The following is a 21,769-nucleotide window of genomic DNA, read 5'->3' as shown; positions in this document are numbered from 1 at the left end:
GTTCCTCGGATGATGGGTCGGTGGTTTCCTATGCCTGGGACTTTGGTGATGACTCGCTTGCGGGAACCGGGCCGACGGTGCGGCACAGTTACGGGAAGGCGGGGACATACACGGTCCGTTTGACGGTTACCGATAATGCCGGCGTCGAGGGCACGAGTTCGAAGATGGTCACCGTTGTTGCGCTGCCGGTCAATGCTGCTCCGGTGTCTTTGATTGCTGAGACGGTCTCGGGTCTCGATGTTGTTTTTGATGGGTCCGGTTCCTCGGATGATGGGTCGGTGGTTTCCTATGCCTGGGACTTTGGTGATGACTCGCTTGCGGGAACCGGGCCGACGGTGCGGCACAGTTACGGGAAGGCGGGGACATACACGGTCCGTTTGACGGTCACTGATAATGCCGGCGTCGAGGGCACGAGTTCGAAGATGGTCACCGTTGTTGCGCTGCCGGTCAATGGTGCTCCGGCGCCTTGACACCAGCCATCGCAGTGCTGCGTCGGGCCCCGACGGGAGGGCGGTGCCGCCTGACCTGGGCCCGTCGGGCCCAGGTCAGGCGGCAGCCGATGCAGCAGCTGATCCCCGACGAAGTCCCGCCCTCTAGCTTCAACAACTGGGTCAACGCCGCCGCCACGATTCCGTGGATGCCTGGGTCCCGTCCCCGCCGGTCCTTGCGCCCGCTCCTTGGTACCTTCTCCCCGGCGCCCGGCACCTGCAATTCCGCGGAGGACTACTGGGCCGCCACCGGCCAGCTACTGGGGATATCCGTGGTTCTCTGATTGGTACCGCAAAAGGTGCGTGCTGACGGTTCACAGACCCGGCCGTCTGTGGTCACATAGGGGGGTGAGTCCGTGACGATTGGGGTCTGGCGGACATAGTGCGGGAGTCACATCGTGGGAAAACACTGGGGAAACTCATCGAGTGAGCAGTCAGCCAGGGCGCGGACCATTGCCGTGCGCTGCGTATCCGGAGGCCTGTGCCTGTCCCTGGCCGTTCTGGCATTCGGTGGCTTTCAGGGGCTGAGCGCCTTCGCGTCCTACGGGGCGCCCGCCGCCATCCCGACCGCCGCCATGCCGCCCGCCGGCGCGGTGGGGCGCGAAACCCTGGACCCGCAGGCCCACTCCGCCGCTACCGGTGCTGCGGGGACTCCCGGCACAGTCACTGCCGACGCCCTGGCGCTCCTGGCCTTCAGCCGGAGCACGGTGGACACGGTCACCAGGGAAGGAGTGCGTGGCGAGCTCAATGTGGCCTCGGCGGTCCTGAGCCGGCCCGCGGCCGGTTTCCTCATGGCCCCGCTGGAATCGCTCGTGCCGTCGTCCCCGTTCGGGCTGCGCACCAGCCCCCTGACGGGATTCGCGGGCGAATTCCATTGGGGCCAGGACTTCGCGGCATCGTGCGGCACCAGGGTCTACTCCGCCGACGCCGGCGTGGTGAGGGCCGTAGGGTGGCATCCCTGGGGCGGCGGCAACCGGGTGGAAATCGACCACGGCAACGGGCTCATCACCACGTACAACCACCTGGAGGCGATCGCGGTCAAGAAGGGCGACTCCGTGCGGGTGGGGGAGGTCATTGCCCGGGTGGGTACCACCGGCTCCTCCACCGGCTGCCACCTACATTTCGAAACGATCCTCAACGGCTCCCACACCAATCCCCGGGACTGGACGTTGCTCCCCATCAAGCAGGTGGATCAGCTCAGCCCGATGGACATGACCAGCTACGCACCCGACGCCGGCAAGGCAACCAACGCGGGGATTGGCTGGGCGATTCCTGTCCGGGAGGATCTGACCCACGTGGTGGCCGGCGGCGTTCAGGAACAGCCCGCCGCGGTGGCCGCCAAGCCGTCAGCGAGTGCCTCAGCAGCAGCCACCGAAGCCGCCGCCAACAAACCGTCGGCAAAGCCTTCCGCCACCTCGAAACCGACGCCGACCGGCACTGCCTCCGCTACACCGACGCCGACGCCGACCGGCACTGCCTCCGCGAAGCCGACGCCGTCGCCGACCGGCACTGCCTCCGCGAAGCCGACGCCGTCGCCGACCGGCACTGCCTCCGCGACGCCGTCGCCGACCGGCACTGCCTCCGCGAAGCCGACGCCGACCGGAACTGCCGCGACGACCGCCCCTGCCGCCCCGACGCCCACCCCAACCCCGACGGGAACAATTCCCGCCAAGCCGTCAGCTCCGGTGCCGGTCATGCCGTCGATAAATCCGACGCCCTCCGCGCCCGCGACGGCCTCCGCGGCCGCGACAGAGGCTGCGGGCAGCGCCGCGCCGCCGAGCCGGCCCCTGGCGCCGGCCCCAATCACTGTGCAGCCGGCCCCGGTCACCGCGCCGGCCGATGAGCCGAAGCCCACGACGACCACGCAGTCGGCCACCAAAGCAGTGACAACGAAGCCCTCACCGACGCCCACTTCGACGCCCAGCCGTTAGACGCCGGGTCGGGACCCAGTTACCGGCCCAGCGTCGGGTCCGGGATGCGCACCCATACCCGCACGCCTCGGTGCCGGATAATGGGGGGAACAGTTCCGAACCCCGGCTCCGGACCACCGATATCGCAAGGACGCGCTCCATGACAGCTCTGCACTCCATTCCCTTGACCCTCATCGACGGGACCGAGACCGATTTTGGCCGCTTCAGGGGAGAGGTGGTTCTGGTGGTCAACGTGGCGTCCGAGTGCGGTTTCACGCCCCAATACGCAGGACTCGAGGCACTGCACAACAAGTTCCGCGGCCAAGGCTTCCAGGTCCTCGGCGTCCCCTGCAACCAGTTCGCCGGGCAGGAGCCCGGCGGCGACGCAGAGATCGCCGAGTTCTGCCAGCGCAATTTCGGCGTGACCTTCCCGCTGACAGTCAAGTCCAGCGTCCGGGGAAAGAACCAGCACCCGCTCTACGCCGAGCTCACCAAGTTCAAGAACGGGCTCCTGCCCGGCCTGGTGAAGTGGAACTTTGAGAAGTTCCTCGTGAACCGCGACGGCGAGGTCATCGCCCGCTTTGCGCCCACCGTGGAGCCGGACTCACCGGAGATCATCGACGCTGTTCAGTCCGCCCTGGACTGAAACAGCCCCGGCCCGCCTTCCGATTCCGCAGCCTCTATCCCTAAGCATGCTTACCCCCTAGACTGGCCGAACCCTCCAACATTCCGGGCACATCCACGGCGCAGTCATCCCTGACAGCCGCCCTTCGGCAGTGCGGCCGAGGTGTCCCTGCGGAGGGCGCATCAAACACTTCGTCAATCACAGCAGGGCCCCGTGTGGGTCCGTGAACGCAGGAGGAATGAGATGACAGGGAACAAAGCCGTTGCCTACAAGGGGCCGGGAAAAGTCGAACTGATAGACATTGACTACCCCACCTTTGAACTCAAGGACGGCCCGGGGGTCAATCCCGCCAACGTCGGCCGGCAGGTGCGCCACGGCGCCATCATCAAGACCGTTGCCACCAACATCTGCGGCTCGGACCAGCACATGGTCCGGGGACGCACCACAGCCCCCCCTGACCTGGTGCTTGGGCACGAGATCACCGGCGAAGTGGTGGAAGTGGGGCCGGACGTTGAATTCATCAAAGTGGGGGACATCTGTTCCGTCCCGTTCAACATCGCTTGCGGGCGCTGCCGGAACTGCAAGGAACGCAAGACGGGCATCTGCCTGAACGTCAACCCCGACCGGCCAGGCAGCGCCTACGGCTACGTGGACATGGGCGGCTGGGTCGGCGGCCAGGCCAACTACGTCCTGGTGCCGTACGCCGATTGGAACCTGCTGAAGTTCCCCGACAAGGACCGGGCCCTTGAAAAAATCATGGACCTGGCCATGCTCTCGGACATCTTCCCGACCGGATTCCATGGCGCGGTCACCGCGGGCGTCGGCCCCGGCTCCACCGTCTACATCGCTGGCGCGGGCCCCGTAGGCCTGGCCGCGGCGACCAGCGCGCACCTGCTGGGTGCCGCCGTCGTGATTGTGGGGGACCTGAACGCGGACCGTTTGGCCCAGGCGCGCAGCTTTGGCTGCGAGACCGTCGACCTGAGCAAGGGCGGCCCGGCGGAGCAAATCGAGCAGCTCCTCGGCGTCCCGGAAGTCGACTGCGGCGTTGATGCCGTAGGCTTCGAGGCCAGGGGCCACGGTGCCGGAGCCCAGGAAGCCCCGGCAACCGTCCTGAACTCCCTCATGGAAGTCACGGCCGCCGGCGGCGCCCTCGGCATCCCCGGGCTCTACGTCACCGGCGACCCGGGCGGCATAGACGAGGCTGCACGGAAAGGCTCGCTGTCGCTCAGCCTCGGAACGGGCTGGGCGAAATCGCTCAGCTTCACCACGGGACAGTGTCCGGTCATGAAATACAACCGGCAGCTGATGATGGCCATCCTGCACGACAAGGTACACATCGCCAAGAACGTCAACGCGAAGGCCATTGCCCTGGAGGACGCGCCGAAGGGGTACGCCGAATTCGACGCCGGCGCGGCGACGAAGTTCGTGCTCAACCCGAACGGCTACCTCAGCTAGCGCAACCCCAACCCGGCGGCACTGCCGGCCCCGCCCCGCTGAACCGGGGTTTTGGGAGTGCCGCCGGGCGGCCGCGTCCCGCATATGCCTGCAGGAGCATGTGAGGGCACGCCACCTGTTAACGCGCGATTTTCCAATATGCCTGTCCCAGTTTTTACATTGTTTGCCTAATGTCTGGTTGGATAGTTCTTACTGAGAGGGACACTGGAGGCACCGCTTCCACCCAACCAAGAAGGCAGCAATGGAGCGCATCGAGGCCGAGCACCCCCGGCCACGTCATTTCTTACTTCACCTGAGCGACCCCCACTTGCTGGGGGGTCCGCAACCCTTGCACGGCGTCGTGGACAGCGAAGCCCTGCTCAGGCAGCTTTTCGAGGAGGTCCACGCCTCGGGTGCACGCCCCGAAGCCGTGATCTTCACGGGGGACCTGGCTGATCTCGGGGAACCCGAGGCATATGCCAAGCTCCGCGCAATCGTGGATCCGGCCTGCAAAGCCTTGGGGGCGAAGGTCATCTGGGCGATGGGCAACCACGACAACCGGGCCAACTTCCGGGCCGGGCTCCTGGACCAGGCCGACAATGACACGCCGGTGGACCACAGCTACTTCGTCAACGGGCTGCGCATCATCACCCTGGACACCTCCGTGCCCGGCTTCCACCATGGCGAATTGAGCCACGACCAGCTGGATTGGCTCGCTGCTGAGCTGGCCACGCCGGCCCCGGACGGGACCATCCTGGCCCTGCACCACCCACCGGTGCCGTCCGTGCTGGATCTTGCCGTGCTCGTGGAGCTCCGGGGCCAGTCGGCGCTTGCCGGTGTCCTGCGCAACTCCGATGTCCGCGCCATCCTGGGCGGCCACCTGCACTACTCGACCACCGCAACATTCGCGGGTATCCCCGTGTCCGTGGCCTCAGCCACCTGCTACACCCAGGACCTGAACGTTCCGGTGGGCGGCACCCGTGGCCGCGACGGCGGGCAGGCGTTCAACCTGGTCCACGTCTACGAACACACGATCGTGCACTCAGTGGCGCTGCTCGGCGACACCCCGGCCGTCGGCGAGCTTGTCTCTCCTGAGGAAGTCCAGCGCCGGCTCGCGGCCGCCGGGATTTCCATCCCGGAGCAGGCCAAGCTCGAGGCCCCGGCCCGGACGCCGGCGCCCCGCAGGTTCACCACCCTGAACTGATGCAATCCCTGGCTGGCGTCATCACTGCCTGAACGAGGCGGCGCCCGCTTTGGTCACGGTTCGTTACTTCTCCCAGGGCGCCTTGATGGGGTAGTACTTCTCCAGGAAATCCGTGACCAGCTCGGCCCGCTCTTCCGCGGGGACCTCCGGGAAGCTGCCGTCGTTGAGGCAGAAGAAGTCCATGTTCCGCTTGGCCAGGAGCTTGGGCAGGTAGTTCAGGCCCGCACGCGCCGTGGTGTCCACATATCTCACCCTGGCAGCCGTCTGGGTCACGGCCCGGCCCGTGAGCAACGCGTAGTAGTGGTAGAACGAATTGGTAACGGAGATGTTGTCCGCGGCCCGGAACGTGCTCGCCGCGGTCTTGGCAAACTCGGCCGGGAACTCCTGTTCCATCTGCTCGACCACGCTGCGCCGCAGCGGGGCCGCCGTGTGCTCCAGGTGCCGGGTGGTAATGCGGCCGAAGCGGTTCCACAGCAGCTTGCGGTTCACCCGGGCGGCGTTCTCAAAGCCGCTGCGTTCGGCGTCGTTATCCCCCAGCCCGATCCGGGTCTCGGCCTCGATGAACTTCGTGATGCCGCCGGGGGTGAAGAACATGTCCGGCCCCACGGCGCGGCCGAAGAACATGTCGTCGTTCGAATACAGGAAGTGCTCGGAGAGTCCCTCGATGTGGTGCAGCTGGCATTCCACGGCCTGCGAATTGTGCGTGGGCAGAACCGAAGTGTCGGCGAAAAACTCTTCGCTGCGGACGATCGTCACGCTGGGGTGGTCCGCCAGCCATGACGGCGTGGGGGAGTCCGTGGCGATGAAAATCCGGCGGATCCACGGCGCGAACATGTAGACCGAACGCAGGGCGTACTTGAGCTCATCGATCTGGCGGAAGCGGGCCTCGTGGTCATCTCCCTCGCCCACCACCACGCCGGCCATGCGGGCTCGGCGGGCTGCGATGTACTCGGGGGAGCTGCCGTCAACCCATGAGAACACGAGGTCGATGTCGAAGCTGATGTCGCTCGCGTGGTCCGCGAACATGTTCTCGATGGTGGGCCACGTGTGGCCGTAGCGTTCCACCGTGCCGCGCACCGCGTCCTGGGCCAGCATGGTGCGGCGCGTCAGGGAGTTCTCGATCGGCAGGATCAGCTGATCGCCCTCGAAGCTCCAGAGCTCCAGCTGGACGCCGGCGGAAGCCCCGAATTCAAAGCCGCCCTCCGGCTCCACCCTGGGCCGGTACAGCCGGAAGATCCGGGACTGGCGGTTCGGTGAAAGCTCACCGTCGGCCACCAGCACAGAGGATTTCTTCTTGGCGTCCACGCTCATGGAATAGAACGGCTCGTCGCGGCACGCCTCTACAAGAGCGTCGCGGAGTTCCTTGCGGTCCTTCCAGTCGACGGCGACGACCGGGCGGTGGTTGTTGCCGCGGACCAGCAAGTAGCTGATGCCGGCGCCGGCCATGACGGAACGCAGGAACATCAGGTCCTCGACCATGGCCTGGTACGGCGTGCGGTTCTCGTTGATCAGCGCATAGCGGCCGCGGCGGCGGACAACATCGGAGCGGGTCCGGAATCTGGCGACGGCGGCCGCCGACGTGATCTCGGCGTGGGCTTCCGCGGATGCCTGACTGCCATAGTAAATCTCGTCTTGGATCGCTGCTTCGGTAATGTCTGATCTCCCGCTTCTTTGAGTGCGTTGGTGTCTACTTGCATGATAACGCGGGCCTCAAAATTGCCGCGGAAAACCGGCCGGCACCTGCGGTGCATGACGACGGAATGTGACGGCGGAACGGGCCTCAGCCGGTGACGACGGCCAGCCAGTGGTGCAGGAAGGCGCCACCGGCGTCGTCGTGGATGACGTCCTCGCCGAGCCCCAAATCAGCGGCGGTGAGAACCTCGTAGGGTTTGACCGGGATGCCGTCCGCGGGCCGGACGTCCACGTGCTTCACGGCGTGGTCGTTGTAGTGCAGCCAGTCGGCCATGGCGTAGTCCGTGCGGGAATCGCCCACCGTGCGCCAGGCCTGCGGCGTGATGCCCTGTGCGGCCAGGAACTCCACTGCCCGGCTCGCGCCCAGGTCTTTGCCCAGCCGGACCGATTCGATATCGGTGGAGATGATGGTCGGATCGACGCGGAAATCGATCTGGTCATCCGAATCGGGGACGTGGTGGTCCAGCCGCACCACACCGAGCCCGTGCCGTGCCATGATGCCCATGGCGTCGGCGTCGAAGAGTTCCTGCTCGGCCCGGTAGTCAGGGTTGGCGACGGCGATGTGCTGCTCCACGGAGACCATGGCCCGCTTGGTTTCGTCGTAGAACATGTGGGCGGAGTAGTCCTCGGCGACCAGGCGGCGGACGTCGTCGCCGAAGGCCTGCGGGATGGCGAGTTCATGATCCACGTGGACCGGTCCGGGGCCTTCCGCGGTGTAGCTGAACCAGACGGCGCCCTTTTCGCAGATGGCGTGGATGACGGTGCCGGCGGGCATCCCGGCAGCAATCATCGGTTCCATGACTTGTTCGCGGATGAACGCGTCCGACCGGCCGGTGTTGAAGATGACCGGCACGCCGGCGGCGGCCAGGGCCACCAGATCCGCGATGATGCCGGGCTGCACTTCGCGGGTGACCGGGCTCGCGACCGGGCCGTCGACGTCGAGCAGCAGCGCCAGCACAGGGGCAGACGGCGACGGAACAGGGGCAGTCTCGGATGAAGTCATACGGCTATTCTGTCAGCCGCGCGGACCGTTTGCGTGAACGGTGCAGAAGATCGGCGGCCCGCGCTGGAGGTGACAGGCGGCGAAGCATCGTGTGACAGATGGTTACTGTTTGGCCACAACCTCACGCCGCCCGCGGAACTTGATTCCTTCGGGCGTCCAAGTTCCCTAGGCTGGCATGGTGATATTCAAAGCTGTGGGCGAGGGACGCCCGTACCCCGACCATGGTTACACCACGCCCAAGGACTGGGCGGCCCTGCCGCCGCGTCCGGTCCGGCTTGATGAGCTGGTGACCACGAAGCGCACGCTGGACCTTGAAGCCCTGTTGGCCGAGGACTCCACGTTTTTCGGCGACCTCTTCCCGCACGTCGTGGAATACCGCGGCGTCCTCTACCTTGAAGACGGCCTGCACCGGGCAGTCCGCACCGCGTTGCACCAGCGCACCGCAATCCACGCGCGAGTCCTGGTGATAAATGGCTAGGAAGCCGCGAGACGTCCGAGTCCTGCATGGGCACCGCGTCATCAGTGGCTCCGAGCTGCGGGCCACGTTCGTGGTGCAGGACGACACGGCAGACAACCCCGTCCGGCTGCGGCGCAGGATCCTGCACGGCGTGGTCCTGGTGATGCTTGTCGGCCTGCTCGCGGCGGCGATCGTGGTGGCCCTCGCCATCATGAACGGCCAGATCAAGCTGCCCGCGGCGGAGCGGAGCAAGGCGGCAGTGTCGGTGTGCCCGGCGGCCACCTACGACTACACGCCGCCGGATAAGGTCAGCGTCAACGTCTACAACTCCACGAGCCGGCCGGGCCTGGCCCGGAGCGTGGCCGATCAGCTCGTCGCCCGGAAGTTCCTCGTGGGCGCGGTGGGGAACACGACGTCGAGCTACCGCGGCGTGGCGCTGGTCGTCTCCGGCGCCGCCGGCCAGTCGGCCGCCTTCAGCGTCCAGCGCAACCTGCCCGGCTCGGACTATGTCCAGGACGGCCGCACGGACCCGAGCGTGGACGTCATCATTACCGGCGACTTCAAGGAACTGGCCAAGCCGGAACTCGTGGACCAGACGCCGGGCCAGCTCAGCTGCCCTCGCGAGGACCGGCGCATCGTGGATGACACCACCCTGCCCATCCTGCCGACGGCCACGCCCGCGGCGGGCTAGGGCACGCAGTTCGGGCACGCAGCTTAACTGTTGGCGCGGACCGGCCGGCCGGCGTCGTCGAACCTGGCCCCGGCGCCCAGCTGGATGAACCGCACCGTCCGGGCCAGCCGCGCCTCAGCCTCGGCGTCCTGTCCCGCACCGTCGCCCCGGGCAGCGCTCGAGGAGAGCGTGCCGTGGATGAGCTGGGCGAGCTGGGCGACGTCCGACTCGGGCAGGTAGCCCTGGGTCATGCCGTCGCGCAGGATCCCCCGCAGGAGCACGCTGAGCTCACCCACGTGGTCCGCGAGCTTGGCGAACGACGACGGCGAGAGCACCGCCGCCATGGCCGGCCCCGGCGGCAGGTGGCGCCGGCTCAGGTCCTCCACCTGGGCCCGGACGTAGACGGCCAGCCGCTCCACCGGGTTCTCCAGCGCATCGAGCGATTCGCGCAGGTCGAGCAGGAACCGTTCCGTCTCATCCAGGGCGTAGGCGATCAGGAGTTCTTCGATGTCCGCGTAGTAGTTGTAGACGGCGGTCCGGCCGATCTGGGCGTGGCGTGCGACGTCCGTCATGGTCAGGCCGGGCAGCCCGTGGGTGAACAGGAGTTCCCCGAAAGCGGTCAGGATGCGGCGCTGGGTCTCGGCACGTTGGGCGGCGTTGTTCGCGGCCGAAATCCTGGGCATACGGACACTTTAGCGCGATCTGTCACCAAAGCAGCCGAGTGGCGGACTGTGACACGGCCGGGCGCGTGACATTTAAGAGACGGCACCGCCAGGAAGGGGGTTTTAGGTTGGTGCAGCGTGCCGGTTCCTGCCTTGGTAGAGGCGACGGTAGCTTGAGGGTGTGGTGTTAAATTTCCGGGTGAAGTGGAGCCGGAAATTTGCTGTCGTTCCCAAACCAGTCCTGGAGGCAACCGCCTGTACAGTCAGATCGGTGGTTTCCAAGAGCCGGCATGCTTCGCCTATCCGTTGATCGTTTAGCCACCTCAAAGGTGTCATTCCTGCTTCGGCCGTAAATTTGCGTGTGAAGCTCCTGGGTGCCCAGCCGGCGTGGGCGGCCAGGTCGTCGACTGTGAGCGGTTCAGCCAGGTTCTGCCTTGCCCAGGCGCAGGTGTCGGCGAAGAGGGCCAAAGGCGCGGCGACCGCACGTTCCATGAACTGGACTTGGCCCCCTTCCCGGTGCGGGGCCACTACCATCCGTCGTGCAATGCTGTTGGCCGCCTCCGTTCCATAGTCCTTGCGGACCAGGTGCAGACATAGGTCTATGCCTGCCGCTACCCCGGCGCTGGTGCTGACGCTGCCTTGGTCTATGTACAGGACGTCTGCGTCGACGGCGACTCCCGGGTACAGGGTCTGAAGACGTTCGGCGTTTCTCCAGTGGGTGGTTGCCCGCTTGCCGTCCAAGAGACCTGCAGCAGCGAGGGCGAAAGCGCCTGTGCATACAGACACCATGCGGGCTCCGTTGGCCGCTGCCTGACGCAGCGCCACACAGACCTCCGCGGGTGGATCGTTCAGCGGTGCGTAGCCGGGCACCACGACCGTATCCGCGGATAGAAGGGCACCCAAACCGTCAGCGGCCAGGATGGAATATCCGGACGTCGTCGGCACCAGGCCAGGCTGGGCTGCGCAGACCCGGAAGGAGTACCGTCCCCGTTCATCCTCGTGGCCGAAAATCTGCGCTGGAATGGCAAGGTCAAAAGCGACCACATCCGGCAGTGCCAGGGCGACAACTCGGTGCATAGAATCACTGTACTCACGAAGGCACCAGGTGGGCGGAATCCTTTCCATGCAGGGCATTTTTGCCGTGCACTTCCGCTGCCGGCGAATGACAGCATTAGCGCATGACACTCTTCCCTGCGAGGCAGGAATTGACGGCAGCCCCTCCCACGGGCTCCACATCCACGGGCCAGGACCGTCCGCCCGGCGCTGATCCTTCCCAGAATGGACACCTCGGCTGGATCGTAGCCAGCTCATTGATTACCGGGGTCCTCGCTGCACTGCTGCTGGCCGTCGCCCCGTTCATTCCAGCAACCCAGAGCAGCGTGACCGGGGCCATCCTGTTGGGGCTTTCGCTGGGATGGGCAATGGTGGCTGTGTTGTCGGTGAGGTTCACGGAGCAACCACAGAAGTGGGCGGTGGCTCCAGCGCTTTTCATCGGGCTGGGCGGTTTCTTTTTGCTGGCGTTCGGCTCCCCAGCGCAGGAAGTGCTCGCCTGGGTATGGCCCCCCGCTTTGATGGTGTTAGCGCTCTGGACAGGCTCTCAAGCCAATCGGCAGCTTCGTAGCCGGAGCGGGCGCGTGCTGCTGTACCCAGTGATCGCGATGCTGGTTCTGGCTTCACTGGGTAGCGGCTACGAAACCGTGCGCGAAGCGGCGGATGCGGGGGCCTCTCCAGTGCAGGGCCAGTTGATCGACGTCGGCGGACACCGCCTGTACCTCAACTGCACCGGCTCGGGCAGCCCTACCGTCGTGCTCGAACCGGGCGCAGGCCAAGTGTCGTCTGACCTCGCATTGATCGCACCGGCCGTTGCCCGTGACACCCGGGTGTGCGTCTACGACAGGGCAGGACGTGGGTGGAGCGATTCAGCGAGGACCGCGCAGGAGGGCGCGCAGATCGCGACCGATCTCCACACGTTGCTGCAGCGCGGGAACGAGTCGGGACCGTATGTGCTGGCGGGGCATTCATTCGGGGGCCTCTACGCACTCACTTTCGCTGCCAGCTTTCCCGAGGACGTAGCCGGATTGGTCCTGGTGGACTCAACCGCACCAGCATGGGACTCGGAATCAGCACACCCCTCTCGCTCGGAGTCCGACGACACGATGAACCGTGCCTCCGCACTGGTCTCGAGCGCAGCTCGACTTGGCCTCGGCCGGTTGCTCGGCATGACACCCAACCACCTACGCAGCACGATCGACGAGTACATTCATGCGGGCTCCTCGGTGCAGCAAGCTGCCGCGTTGAGGAACTTCACCAATAGGCCGCTGGTAGTTCTGACGGCAGGCAGTGGGAGCGCGCCCGGCTGGGCGGCTTCGCAGGAAGCCCTTGCCTCTCTCTCGACCAACAGCCTGCACCGCGTCATCAACGGCGCCACCCATGCGTCTTTGATTAGCGAGCAGGAGGATGCGGCCGCGACCACCCGCGGGATCCTCGACGTCGTCTCTGCCGTGCGGACTGCAAGCCCGCTGATCCCGTAGGACAAAAGGAAGCCCGTGACACCCTCGTCGAGGGAAAGCGGCACCTGATCGGCCGAGGTCGGCGGTACAAAATAGCCCCGGTAAAACTCCGGCTGGCCATTGCTTCTATCCCACTGATACTGAACAGCCTCGCTACTCTCGCTGACCCTGCCACCGCCACTCATCCCCATGGGGAACCCCAGCGCCTGTTTCACTCTCACCGACGTGCCCGAAGGACGTCGGTGTTCTTCGGTTCTTTTTCACCCGCATTGGGTGAGGACTGCCCCCACTGAAAGCGTTAGCTTGGAGAGCATGTGATTGACCAGCCCAAATCGCTTGCGCGACCCACTATAGGCTCCCGCCGTCTAGCGCACGGCCAGCGGAAGGAGACGGGATGCTCAACTGTTACCACGGGCGCACCGAACCCGTTCTCTCGGTCCTCTCGGCGCCTCCGTTTGCTGGGGGCCGTCCTTCTGGCGGACGCTGGCTAAGTCCGTGCCGGATTGGGAAGCCTTCGGTGACGTGGCGCCGGAGGGCAGCCTGATGTTCTGCCCGGTGATCATCGGTGGCTCGCGGTGTGGCCGGCTGGGCAAGTCGACCCGATCTAGAAGAAGGACATTCGGAGTGACCCGAATCGTCATAGGCGCGCCGCGATGCCGGGATTGAGAGAGCCTGCCGCGCCGCCACCCAGTATCGATCCGGCCAGTTTCGATCCGGCCGCCGTGATTCGTTCCAGGTCGTACATCGCTGCGCTCGTGCTGGCGGCGGTCTTGGGCGTTCCCATCTCGGCCATTGCTTACGGCTTTCTCGCTTTGGTCGCGACGATCCAGCGGTACGTCTTCGACGGGCTGCCGAATCAAGTCCTAGGGGGTCCTGCTCCCGCGTGGTGGCCGGTTCCGTGGTTGGTGCTGTGTGGGTTGTTGACGGCGTTGACCATCCGGTATCTGCCGGGAACCGGGGGCCACTCGCCTGCTTTCGGGTTCAAGACGGGCGGCGGTCCGCCGAACGGGCGGGAGCTCGTGGGCATCGTTCTCGCGGCGCTGACCACGCTCAGCCTGGGTGCGGTGCTCGGGCCCGAGGGGCCGCTGATCGCGATCGGTGGCGGCCTCGGGGCGTTGGCGGTGCACCTAGTGAAGAAGGACGCTCCGCCGATGGCCCTGACGATCATGGCGTCGGCAGGCAGCTTCGCCGCGATCAGTACCTTGCTCGGGTCTCCCGTGCTCGGTGCGTTCCTGATCATGGAGGCCGCCGGGATCGGGGGAATGACGCTGAGTCTGATGGCCCTGCCCGGGCTGCTCGCTTCTGGCGTCGGGGCGCTGGTGTTTGTCGGCTTGGACGGCTGGACCGGGTTGGGCAGCTTCTCGCTGGCGCTGCCTGTGGTGCCGCCTGCGGAGCCGCCGACGCTGGCGACGTTGGGCTGGGCGGTGGTCATGGGCGCGGTCGGCGCACTGTTGGGATGGTTGATCCGCTGGGTCGGGCTGTCGCTTCGTCCTGTTGTGCATCTGAACCGGGTGTTAGTGACCGCTGCGCTCGGCTTGCTGATTGGTCTTACCGCGATGGCGTACCAGTTGATCTCTGGGAGAAGCTTCACGCAGGTGTTGTTCTCGGGGCAGGACGCACTTCCGGAACTGGTCGAACACGCCGCGGACTACTCGCTTGGTGTGCTGGTCCTGCTGATCGCTTGTAAGACCTTGGCCTACGGGCTCTCGCTGAGCGCATTCCGTGGTGGTCCCGTGTTCCCGTCGATGTTCATCGGTGCGGCGCTCGGTATTGCTGCGAGTGGGTTGCCCGGAATGAATCTCGCGGCAGCGATCGGCATGGGCATAGGAGCCATGTGCGCAGCCATGCTGCGGCTGCCGTTGACATCGACGCTGCTGGCCACGCTGCTGCTGGGAGTGGACGGTGTGGCCGTAACACCCCAGGTGGTGGTGGCTGTGGCGGTGTCCTTCGTGATCACCAACGTGCTCCCGGCACCGGGTCCGGGCTCGGGCCAGGGCCCGACGGCGTCCGTGGCGCCTGACGATGCCGGCAGCGTTCAACATCGGGCCCACACGAAGGCCGACCACGCAACTGAGATCTCCAGCGCGGACCGTTCGACCGTGCGGGGCCGGTGGATCGCCTGGTTGTTCATCATTGGCTCGAGTCTGTTCGCCTTGGGGGCGCTGCCGTTGTACGCCGAGGCCGTGGGACTGCGCTGGTGTGCGGCCACATTCTTCGTCGGTTCGCTGTTCTTCACCTGCGCGGCGTTCCTGCAGTACCGCGAAGCCGTTGACGCGCTCCCGGCCGCGCGTGCCACGCGGCGCCAGTCGTTTTGGGTATGGGCGCCGCGGAATCTCGGCTGGCTCGCTGGCGCGGTTCAACTTGCCGGCACGCTGTGGTTCAACTGGAGTACGGGAAATGCACTGCGGGACAATCTCAGTGCGGCGCTGACCGAGCAGCGGGTGTGGCGACCCGATGCGCTGGGTTCAGTCGCCTTCCTCGTTTCAAGCGGGGTTGCGTTGCGGGACGCCGGTCGTGGCGCCATCGCCGGCCTGCCCAGGCCGCGGACATGGAAGATCGGCGTGATCAACGTGGCCGGCTCTGTTGCCTTCGGCATCTCGGCTGTCGCGGCCTTTGTCATACCGTCGAGCGGCGAAGTGTGGAACGCCGAGCTGTCCAATCTCGGCACACTCGTGGGCGGCCTGTGCTTCCTCACCGGAGCGATTCTGATGCTGAGTCCAGAATCCACCGACGCCTCGGTTCCTGCGCACCGGGGAGCTCATCCGTAACCCCTTTTCAACAGTCTCTGAAGGAGAAGTGATGTCAGCAAATTTCCAGCCGGCCGATGCCGACGTGGCGCTGTTCGGCAACCGATTCGTCACCCAGGAGGTTCCGAGCCGGGAGTTCCCGGAGACCGGCATTCCTGCTGAGGACGCTTTGCGCCTGGTCTCGGAGGACCTGGCGCTGGAGGGTGATCCGGCCCGGAACCTGGCGACCTTCGTGACGACATGGATGGAGCCGCAGGCCCAGCAGATCATCGCCGCGAACCTGCACCGCAATTTCATCGACCACGCCGAATATCCCCGCACGGCCGAGATCGAGCAGCGCTGCATTCGGATGCTCGCCGACCTCTTCCACGCGCCCGGCGAGACGACGGGAGCCCGAACCCAAGGATCGTCCGAGGCGATCATGCTCGGCGGCCTGTCCCTGAAGTGGAACTGGCGCAAGCGTCGCGAGGCCGCCGGCGCGTCGACGTCGAGCCCGAACCTGGTGTTCGGCGGCGACGTGCATGTCGTGTGGGAGAAGTTCTGCCGCTACTTCGACGTCGAGCCGCGGATCGTGCCGTTGCAGCCGGGGAAGTACACGATCGGCCCGGAGGACGTGCAGGCCCATGTCGATGAGAACACCATCGGTGTCGCTGCCGTGCTGGGTACGACGTTCACTGGGCACAAGGACGACATCGCCGGCATCAACGATCTGCTGCTACGGATCAAGCGTGAGCGTGGCCTTGATGTGCCGTTGCACGTGGACGGGGCCAGTGGGGGGTTCGTCTGGCCCTTCCTCTACCCGGACTCCGAGTGGGACTTCCGGCTCGAGCAGGTCCACTCGATCAATGTCTCCGGGCATAAGTTCGGACTGGTCTATCCCGGCATCGGCTGGCTGATCTTCCGGGAGAAGGCCGACCTGGCCAAGGACCTTGTTTTCGAGGAGAACTACCTCGGCAAGACCGACTCGACCTTCACCCTGAACTTCTCCACGGGCTCGTCGATGGTTCTCGCCCAGTACTACAACTTCGTGCGCTATGGCCGCGCCGGTTACACCTACATCATGCAGAACATGCAGACCAACGCCCGCGTCCTCGCCGAGAAGTTGGAGGCCATGGGCCGGTTCGAGATCATCGGCCCCGACGAGGAGCAACTTCCCCTGGTCGCGTTCCGGCTCGCCGCCGACCCCGGGTACGACGAGTTCGACATTGCCTGGCAGCTCTCGGCCGAACGCGGCTGGATGGTGCCGGCCTACACCCTGCCGCCGAACGCCCAGGACGTGACGATCATGCGTGCCCTGGTCAAGGAAACGATGAGCCGCGAGCACGTCGACACGCTCGCCCGAGACATCGAAGAGGCGTGCTCCACGCTGGCGAAGAAGGGCGGCGCGCACGAATCGGAACGGAAGAAGATCGTCACCGGACCCGGCCATTGACCCAGTGCAACGGTGACGCACCGGTCCCGACACTTCCGGCCGGGCCGGCGCGGGAACACCACTCAGGATTCGACGTCGGCCGCGGCGATTGCCTTGTCCGTGAGGATGGGCATCATCCCCAGTAGCGCGAGGGTCAGCACTCCCATGATGCCGAACATGACCTGCAGGCCCAGCCATTGGGCCAGCAGTCCGCCCGCTGCTGCACCGAGCGGCATGGTTCCCCAAGCCAGCAGGCGGTAGACGCTGTTGACTCTGCCCAGCAAGGGGTTGGGCGTAATGCGCTGGCGCAGGGATACGGTAATGACGTTCCAAAGCACGATCAGCATGCCGCCCACAAAGAGGATGGGGCCAAGAACGTAAGGGCTGTCGGTCATGGCGGGCGCACCCACCAGCAGCGCGCCCCCGAAGATCGTGAGCGTCAGGGACCTGGACCTACCCAGCTTGGACTCCACCGGTTCGGCGATGAACGAGCCAACGAAGGCGCCCAAAGCGGAGGTCGTCAAAAGTAGGCCGAACCCCACCTCGGACAGTTCCATTTCTGAAGCCGGGCCCACGGCAAACAGCACCAAGACCGCGAATGCCGCGTTGGATGCGAAGTTGAACACCCCGGTCATCACCGCGAGCGTGCGAAGGATCTTCTGGTTCCAGAGGAACCGCAAACCCTCAGCAACGTCGAATCGCAGTGTCGTCTTCACCTCCCGCTCTGTGCGAAAAGCTCCCGGGACCAGGAACAGGACACCGGCGGCCGCAAGCCACAGTGCCGCCGGCGCGGCAAAGCCCGCAACGACGCCGATGGCCACCAGCAGCCCGCCCAGCGGTGGACCAACGAACTGGTTGGCGGTGAGCTCGACGGCGTAGAGCCGGCCGTTGGCGCGCGAAAGCTGATCCCTGTGCACCACCTGGGGCAGGATCGACTGCGCGGAGGTGTCGTAGAGCGTTTCAGCCACACCCACCATCAATGCGACGATGTACAGAGCCCAAATGGAGCCCAAATCCAGCAGGACGACGGCGACCAGCAAGGCGGGCAGCATCGCGCGGCTGAGGTTGGCCCACAACATCAGCTTGCGCCTATCCAGCCGGTCGGCCAGCGCTCCGGCAGTGAGGGCGAAGAGAAGCCAGGGAAGCGTGGCTGCGACGGTCAGCCCGGCAATCAGCGTGGGTGACTGAGTGAACTGAATGGCCAGCAGCGGCAGCGCGATCTTGAAGACGCCGTCTGCGAGGTTGGACAGCCCGGATGAGGTCCACAGCTTCCAGTAGGACGCACCCAGCGGCGCATCACTCCGTGCCTGCACCTGCGCAGAGTGACTAGTCATAGGTGAACCATTCCCTATTGATTGAGAAAATTCAAGGTGGTTGAAATTAGTACATCAGATCGTAGGATGGGTACATGACGGACGCAGAGCCGACGAGCGCGAACGAGAAGAAACCCGCCGCCAGCGCCCGCGAAATTAAGGCCCTGGCCCATCCGCTGCGCCTGAGGATCCTGCGCCTGTGCGGGCTCCACGAACTGACCAACAAGCAACTCGCCGATCGGCTGGGTCAGGATCCGGGGACGATGCTTTATCACGTGCGGCAATTGCTCTCAACCGGATTCCTTGAACCCGCCGAGGTCCGCACGGGGGTCAGCGGTGCGCTTGAGAAGCCGTATCGTTCCACGGGACGGTCCTGGAACCTGGACACCGCACTGCGTGAAGCTGGTCCGGACGGTCCAATGGCACCGATCGAGGCGTTTCGGGAAGAGCTGACGGAAGCCGGGCCGGATGCGCTCACCAGCCTCTCACGCTTCGTTCTGCACCTCTCCGAGAAAGACGCCGAGGACCTCATCAGGCGCATCTACGCTGTGCTGAGCGAATACACCGACAGCGATCGGCAGCGATCGGACCAGCCCGCATACGGCGGCATCTTTGTCCTTCACCGGTCGTCAGACTAGGCCGTCGGCCCCGCCTGGAACGACTTGCGAAGACCCCTCCGCGAAGAGTGCCTGCTCCCCGCCTTATTCGTAGATGGTGGGGATGGCCGGTTCGCCCGGTTGCAGCCTGTCCACCACCCGGGGCAGCTCTGCCATGGAGGCCGTGTGCCGCTCCCGGGCCCGCCCCACGGCGTCCGGCCCGGTCCAGCCGGGCAGGATTTCGCCATCCTTCATGAACTGCTGCAGCAGCGGGCGACCGTTCGGGACGGCGGCCGGCGGGTGGCCCACGCCGAGGACCTCGTGGGTGGCGGTGCCGCTGTCGTTGAGGCGTCGCACGGCGAACTTGCGGCCGCCCATGTTGATCTTGTCCTTCGAGGTCTTCGCCACGGCAGTCAGCTCACCGGAGTCCCCGGCCCGGCTCACCAGCTTGTAGACCATGCCGGCCGTGGGCGCACCGGAACCGGTCACGAGCGCAGTGCCGATGCCGTAGGAATCGGCCGGGGCGGACCGGAGAGCGGCGACGGAGAATTCGTCCAGGTCTGAGGTGACCACGATCCTGGTGTGCACATTGCCGAGGCTGTCCAGGAGTTCGCGGACCCACCGGGCCTGGGCCACGAGGTCCCCGGAGTCCAGCCGGATAGCCCCGAGGCTGTCTCCGGCGAGGCCGACGGCGGTGCGGACCGCCGCCTCGACGTCGTACGTGTCCACGAGCAGCGTGGTCCCGGGCCCCAGCGAGGCCAGCTGGGCCGCGAAGGCGTCGCGCTCGGAGTCGTGGAGCAGGGTGAAGGAGTGGGCGGCGGTGCCGACGGTCCGGAGGCCGTAGCGCCGCCCGGCAGCCAGGTTGGAGGTGCCGGAAAAGCCGGCGATCACGGCCGCGCGGGCCGCTGCGGCGGCAGCTTCCTCGTGGGTGCGGCGTGAGCCCATCTCAATGCAGGGCCTGCCGCCGGCTGCACTGATCATCCGGGACGCGGCCGACGCGATGGCGCTGTCATGGTTCAGCACTGACAGGACGTAGGTCTCCAGGACGCAGGCCTCGGCGAACGTCGATTCGATGATCAGGACGGGGGAGTGCGGGAAATACGCTTCGCCTTCCGGGTAGCCCCAGATGTCGCCGGAGAACCGGAAGGCGGCCAGCTGGTCCAGCGTATCCTCTTGGACCACACCGGTGCCTGCCAGGAAATCGAGGTCGTCCGCCTCGAAGCGGAAGTCCGCGATCCCCTCAAGGAGCCGGCCGGTGCCGGCCACGATGCCGTACCGGCGCCCGGCCGGCAGCCCCCGGGCAAAGGCCTGGAAGACGGACCGGCGGTGGGCCGCGCCGGAGTGCAGAGCCGCCTGGAACATGGTCAGCTCATAGTGGTCCGTAAACAAGGAGGTCCGGCGTCCGCCCGGGCCGGCCGAAGTGTCCATGCTCCACTCTAGGCCGGGGATCCGCGCTAGGCCGGACCGGCTGGGAAAAGGCGGCCGAACCTCAGGCGACCTGCCGGGGCGGACTCAGACGGCGCAGCCGTCGGGGCCGCAGGCGCCGGAATCCGTGGCACTGTCCGCGGCGGCTCCCGCGCCGCTGGCGCCCCCGGCGGTTGCGCCCGCGGCGGCTTCCGACCCGGCGGCGCCCACCATGACCAGCGGGTGGCTGTCCTGCCACGCCTGCTCGAGGGCCGCGCTGAAGGTTTCCGCAGGCTGGGCGCCCGAGAGCCCGAATTTCCGGTCAATCACGAAGAACGGGACGCCGCTGATGCCCAGGGCCCGGGCCTCGGCGATGTCGTTGCGGACGGCGTCGGAGTAGGCGTCCGTGCTGAACAGTTCCGCCAGTTCGCCGGCGTCGAGCCCGAGGTCCAGGCCCAGTGCGGTCAGGTACTCCTGGCTGCCGATGTCCCTGCCGTGTTCGAAGTGGTCGCTGAGCAGGCGTTCCTTCGCGGCATCCTGCTTTCCGTGGCCGGCGGCGAGGTGGATCAGCCGGTGGGCGGTGAAGCTGTTGGCCACCACGACGGCGTCGAACCGGTAGTTCAGCCCCTCACCCTTGGCCTGGGCCGCGACGTGCTCGAACATCTGCGATACCTGTGCCGGCGCCATGCCCTTGCGCGTGCTCAGGTAGTCCAGTTCGGTGCCGTCGTAGTGCTCCGGGAGCGTTGGGTCCAGCTGGTAACTGCGCCACTGCACCTCCACGGAATCGCGGTGCGGGAAGGCCGCGAGGGCGGTTTCGAAACGGCGTTTGCCGATGTAGCACCAGGGGCAGGCGACGTCTGACCAGATCTCAATCTTCATGCCGGCAACAACCCCGCCGGCGCCGGGTCCATTCCCCGGCGGCATGTCGGCTTCGTCACGGCCCGCCGGCTGACGGGCTGGCAGCCACAGACCCGTGCTCACAGGCCCCGCGCTCACGGCGCGACCGGGCGCTCCATCACGAAGTCGTGCTCCACGGTGTCGCCGAGCTGGAAGGACTTGGTGCCGACCTTGCGGAAGCCGGACTTCTCGTAGAACCGGATGGCCCGGGCGTTCTGGCTGTTCACGCCGAGCCAGAGCCCTCGGGCGCCGGCCGCCGCGGCCGCGCCGACGCTGGCGTGCATCAGTTCGGCCGAGGCGCCGAGCCCGTGGTGGTCCGGGTGGACGTAGCACTTGCTCAGCTCGGTGCACGGCAGTTCGCTCAGGACAGCGGCCACCTCCGGGTCCCGGGTGGGGCGGGCCACCAGCAGGCTGTAGCCGCGGAGCTCGCCGTCGGCGTCGATCACCAGCACCGTTACCTCTGGATCCGCCAGATAGGCCCGGAAATTGGGCTCGCTCAGGGTATTGGCCAGATGTGCCGCGATGTCTTCTGGCCGGGATTGCGGCGGGCACGCGAGCGGGAAGGTGACGGCCGCCAGTGCTGCCAGCCTCCCGGCGTCGTCCGCGGTTGCCTTTCGGAGTACGTGGGTCATGGGGGATCTCCCGGCTAGTGCTGGATTTTTCTCTCCGACCAACGCCGTCAAACGGCGCCTCCGGCGGCGTTGGCTGTCCCTAAAAGACTCTAGCGGGCGTCGGTCTCCATGCCC

Annotated in this window: 20 protein-coding genes; 12 read left to right on the top strand and 8 right to left on the bottom strand. The window is 66.3% G+C overall.

Annotated features, from left to right (window positions below):
- The 6 genes from MRBLAR12_RS22035 to MRBLAR12_RS22010 form a co-directional block, all read left to right on the top strand.
- Nucleotides 1-470 (top strand): PKD domain-containing protein (locus MRBLAR12_RS22035; protein WP_364748440.1); only part of this gene is annotated, 470 nt, incomplete at its 5' end.
- Nucleotides 471-559: 89 nt separating this feature from the next.
- A complete protein-coding gene (locus MRBLAR12_RS22030) occupies nucleotides 560-772 on the top strand; it encodes a hypothetical protein (RefSeq protein WP_364748437.1) in 213 nt (70 codons plus the stop codon).
- Between the two features lie 114 nt (nucleotides 773-886).
- A complete protein-coding gene (locus MRBLAR12_RS22025) occupies nucleotides 887-2,419 on the top strand; it encodes a M23 family metallopeptidase (protein ID WP_364748434.1) in 1,533 nt (510 codons plus the stop codon).
- A 139-nt stretch (nucleotides 2,420-2,558) separates the two neighbouring features.
- Complete coding sequence (locus MRBLAR12_RS22020; RefSeq protein ID WP_229993695.1) at nucleotides 2,559-3,044, top strand: glutathione peroxidase; 486 nt, start codon at nucleotides 2,559-2,561, stop codon at nucleotides 3,042-3,044.
- A 222-nt stretch (nucleotides 3,045-3,266) separates the two neighbouring features.
- Nucleotides 3,267-4,478, top strand: coding sequence for a formaldehyde dehydrogenase, glutathione-independent (fdhA, locus tag MRBLAR12_RS22015; protein ID WP_229993694.1), 1,212 nt, complete (start codon nucleotides 3,267-3,269; stop codon nucleotides 4,476-4,478).
- A gap of 241 nt (nucleotides 4,479-4,719) precedes the next feature.
- The gene (locus tag MRBLAR12_RS22010) at nucleotides 4,720-5,661 is read left to right on the top strand and encodes a phosphodiesterase (protein ID WP_364748432.1); all 942 of its coding nucleotides are present in this window, start codon (nucleotides 4,720-4,722) and stop codon (nucleotides 5,659-5,661) included.
- Between the two features lie 63 nt (nucleotides 5,662-5,724).
- Here the strand turns inward: MRBLAR12_RS22010 and MRBLAR12_RS22005 are convergent, their stop codons facing one another.
- Both MRBLAR12_RS22005 and MRBLAR12_RS22000 read right to left on the bottom strand, forming a co-directional pair.
- Nucleotides 5,725-7,140 (bottom strand): stealth family protein, encoded by a 1,416-nt coding sequence (locus tag MRBLAR12_RS22005; RefSeq protein ID WP_414645562.1) that lies wholly within the window; start codon nucleotides 7,138-7,140, stop codon nucleotides 5,725-5,727.
- 301 nt (nucleotides 7,141-7,441) lie between these two features.
- Nucleotides 7,442-8,356 carry a hypothetical protein gene (locus MRBLAR12_RS22000; RefSeq protein WP_364748429.1) on the bottom strand — a complete coding sequence of 305 codons (915 nt, stop codon included), beginning with the start codon at nucleotides 8,354-8,356 and terminating at the stop codon, nucleotides 7,442-7,444.
- Between the two features lie 178 nt (nucleotides 8,357-8,534).
- Here MRBLAR12_RS22000 and MRBLAR12_RS21995 point away from each other — a divergent pair, with 178 nt between their 5' ends.
- Nucleotides 8,535-8,834, top strand: coding sequence for a type II toxin-antitoxin system VapB family antitoxin (locus tag MRBLAR12_RS21995; RefSeq protein ID WP_026266597.1), 300 nt, complete (start codon nucleotides 8,535-8,537; stop codon nucleotides 8,832-8,834).
- Nucleotides 8,827-9,504, top strand: coding sequence for a LytR C-terminal domain-containing protein (locus tag MRBLAR12_RS21990; protein ID WP_364748428.1), 678 nt, complete (start codon nucleotides 8,827-8,829; stop codon nucleotides 9,502-9,504). Before MRBLAR12_RS21995 ends, MRBLAR12_RS21990 begins: the two co-directional genes overlap by 8 nt.
- Nucleotides 9,505-9,527: 23 nt before the next feature.
- Here MRBLAR12_RS21990 and MRBLAR12_RS21985 read toward each other — a convergent pair whose 3' ends face one another.
- Both MRBLAR12_RS21985 and MRBLAR12_RS21980 read right to left on the bottom strand, forming a co-directional pair.
- Nucleotides 9,528-10,166: a TetR/AcrR family transcriptional regulator gene (locus MRBLAR12_RS21985; protein ID WP_229993688.1), complete on the bottom strand. Its 639-nt coding sequence runs from the start codon at nucleotides 10,164-10,166 to the stop codon at nucleotides 9,528-9,530.
- A gap of 102 nt (nucleotides 10,167-10,268) precedes the next feature.
- Nucleotides 10,269-11,222, bottom strand: coding sequence for a GlxA family transcriptional regulator (locus MRBLAR12_RS21980; protein WP_229993687.1), 954 nt, complete (start codon nucleotides 11,220-11,222; stop codon nucleotides 10,269-10,271).
- 101 nt (nucleotides 11,223-11,323) lie between these two features.
- On the opposite strand from MRBLAR12_RS21980, the gene MRBLAR12_RS21975 reads away from it, so the two are divergent.
- The 3 genes from MRBLAR12_RS21975 (at nucleotide 11,324) to MRBLAR12_RS21965 (ending at nucleotide 16,834) form a co-directional block, all read left to right on the top strand.
- Nucleotides 11,324-12,676: an alpha/beta fold hydrolase gene (locus tag MRBLAR12_RS21975; RefSeq protein ID WP_229993686.1), complete on the top strand. Its 1,353-nt coding sequence runs from the start codon at nucleotides 11,324-11,326 to the stop codon at nucleotides 12,674-12,676.
- A 632-nt stretch (nucleotides 12,677-13,308) separates the two neighbouring features.
- The gene (locus MRBLAR12_RS21970) at nucleotides 13,309-15,423 is read left to right on the top strand and encodes a chloride channel protein (RefSeq protein ID WP_229993685.1); all 2,115 of its coding nucleotides are present in this window, start codon (nucleotides 13,309-13,311) and stop codon (nucleotides 15,421-15,423) included.
- A gap of 31 nt (nucleotides 15,424-15,454) precedes the next feature.
- Complete coding sequence (locus MRBLAR12_RS21965) at nucleotides 15,455-16,834, top strand: glutamate decarboxylase (RefSeq protein ID WP_364748424.1); 1,380 nt, start codon at nucleotides 15,455-15,457, stop codon at nucleotides 16,832-16,834.
- 62 nt (nucleotides 16,835-16,896) lie between these two features.
- Here MRBLAR12_RS21965 and MRBLAR12_RS21960 read toward each other — a convergent pair whose 3' ends face one another.
- Nucleotides 16,897-18,147, bottom strand: coding sequence for an MFS transporter (locus tag MRBLAR12_RS21960; RefSeq protein WP_364748422.1), 1,251 nt, complete (start codon nucleotides 18,145-18,147; stop codon nucleotides 16,897-16,899).
- 74 nt (nucleotides 18,148-18,221) lie between these two features.
- Between MRBLAR12_RS21960 and MRBLAR12_RS21955 the strand changes: the two genes are divergently transcribed.
- Nucleotides 18,222-18,764, top strand: coding sequence for an ArsR/SmtB family transcription factor (locus MRBLAR12_RS21955; protein ID WP_229993681.1), 543 nt, complete (start codon nucleotides 18,222-18,224; stop codon nucleotides 18,762-18,764).
- Nucleotides 18,765-18,827: 63 nt separating this feature from the next.
- Here MRBLAR12_RS21955 and MRBLAR12_RS21950 read toward each other — a convergent pair whose 3' ends face one another.
- From MRBLAR12_RS21950 to MRBLAR12_RS21940, 3 genes are all read right to left on the bottom strand, one after another.
- A complete protein-coding gene (locus MRBLAR12_RS21950) occupies nucleotides 18,828-20,150 on the bottom strand; it encodes a nicotinate phosphoribosyltransferase (protein WP_364748419.1) in 1,323 nt (440 codons plus the stop codon).
- An 84-nt stretch (nucleotides 20,151-20,234) separates the two neighbouring features.
- Entirely contained in the window at nucleotides 20,235-21,005 is a 771-nt protein-coding gene (locus MRBLAR12_RS21945; RefSeq protein WP_229993678.1) for a DsbA family oxidoreductase, read from the bottom strand.
- Nucleotides 21,006-21,118: 113 nt separating this feature from the next.
- Nucleotides 21,119-21,655, bottom strand: coding sequence for a GNAT family N-acetyltransferase (locus MRBLAR12_RS21940; RefSeq protein ID WP_229993677.1), 537 nt, complete (start codon nucleotides 21,653-21,655; stop codon nucleotides 21,119-21,121).
- Between the last annotated feature and the right edge of the window lie 114 nt (nucleotides 21,656-21,769).

This window comes from Arthrobacter sp. LAR12-1-1.1 (assembly GCF_040676555.1).
Lineage (GTDB): Bacteria > Actinomycetota > Actinomycetes > Actinomycetales > Micrococcaceae > Arthrobacter.
Note: the sequence above shows the minus strand (reverse complement) of the source record. Positions and strands in the feature narration are given on the sequence as shown.

Bases quoted from the DNA above. Each gene is read 5' to 3' on its own strand.
- MRBLAR12_RS22030 (WP_364748437.1), top strand. From the start codon at position 560: ATGCAGCAGCTGATCCCCGACGAAGTCCCGCCCTCTAGCTTCAACAAC.
- MRBLAR12_RS21985 (WP_229993688.1), bottom strand. From the start codon at position 10,166: ATGCCCAGGATTTCGGCCGCGAACAACGCCGCCCAACGTGCCGAGACC.
- MRBLAR12_RS21960 (WP_364748422.1), bottom strand. From the start codon at position 18,147: ATGACTAGTCACTCTGCGCAGGTGCAGGCACGGAGTGATGCGCCGCTG.
- MRBLAR12_RS21975 (WP_229993686.1), top strand. From the start codon at position 11,324: ATGACACTCTTCCCTGCGAGGCAGGAATTGACGGCAGCCCCTCCCACG.
- MRBLAR12_RS21980 (WP_229993687.1), bottom strand. From the start codon at position 11,222: ATGCACCGAGTTGTCGCCCTGGCACTGCCGGATGTGGTCGCTTTTGAC.
- fdhA (WP_229993694.1), top strand. From the start codon at position 3,267: ATGACAGGGAACAAAGCCGTTGCCTACAAGGGGCCGGGAAAAGTCGAA.
- MRBLAR12_RS22020 (WP_229993695.1), top strand. From the start codon at position 2,559: ATGACAGCTCTGCACTCCATTCCCTTGACCCTCATCGACGGGACCGAG.
- MRBLAR12_RS21940 (WP_229993677.1), bottom strand. From the start codon at position 21,655: ATGACCCACGTACTCCGAAAGGCAACCGCGGACGACGCCGGGAGGCTG.
- MRBLAR12_RS21965 (WP_364748424.1), top strand. From the start codon at position 15,455: ATGTCAGCAAATTTCCAGCCGGCCGATGCCGACGTGGCGCTGTTCGGC.
- MRBLAR12_RS21950 (WP_364748419.1), bottom strand. From the start codon at position 20,150: ATGGACACTTCGGCCGGCCCGGGCGGACGCCGGACCTCCTTGTTTACG.
- MRBLAR12_RS21970 (WP_229993685.1), top strand. From the start codon at position 13,309: ATGCCGGGATTGAGAGAGCCTGCCGCGCCGCCACCCAGTATCGATCCG.
- MRBLAR12_RS21990 (WP_364748428.1), top strand. From the start codon at position 8,827: ATGGCTAGGAAGCCGCGAGACGTCCGAGTCCTGCATGGGCACCGCGTC.
- MRBLAR12_RS21945 (WP_229993678.1), bottom strand. From the start codon at position 21,005: ATGAAGATTGAGATCTGGTCAGACGTCGCCTGCCCCTGGTGCTACATC.
- MRBLAR12_RS21955 (WP_229993681.1), top strand. From the start codon at position 18,222: ATGACGGACGCAGAGCCGACGAGCGCGAACGAGAAGAAACCCGCCGCC.
- MRBLAR12_RS22005 (WP_414645562.1), bottom strand. From the start codon at position 7,140: ATGGTCGAGGACCTGATGTTCCTGCGTTCCGTCATGGCCGGCGCCGGC.
- MRBLAR12_RS22010 (WP_364748432.1), top strand. From the start codon at position 4,720: ATGGAGCGCATCGAGGCCGAGCACCCCCGGCCACGTCATTTCTTACTT.
- MRBLAR12_RS22000 (WP_364748429.1), bottom strand. From the start codon at position 8,356: ATGACTTCATCCGAGACTGCCCCTGTTCCGTCGCCGTCTGCCCCTGTG.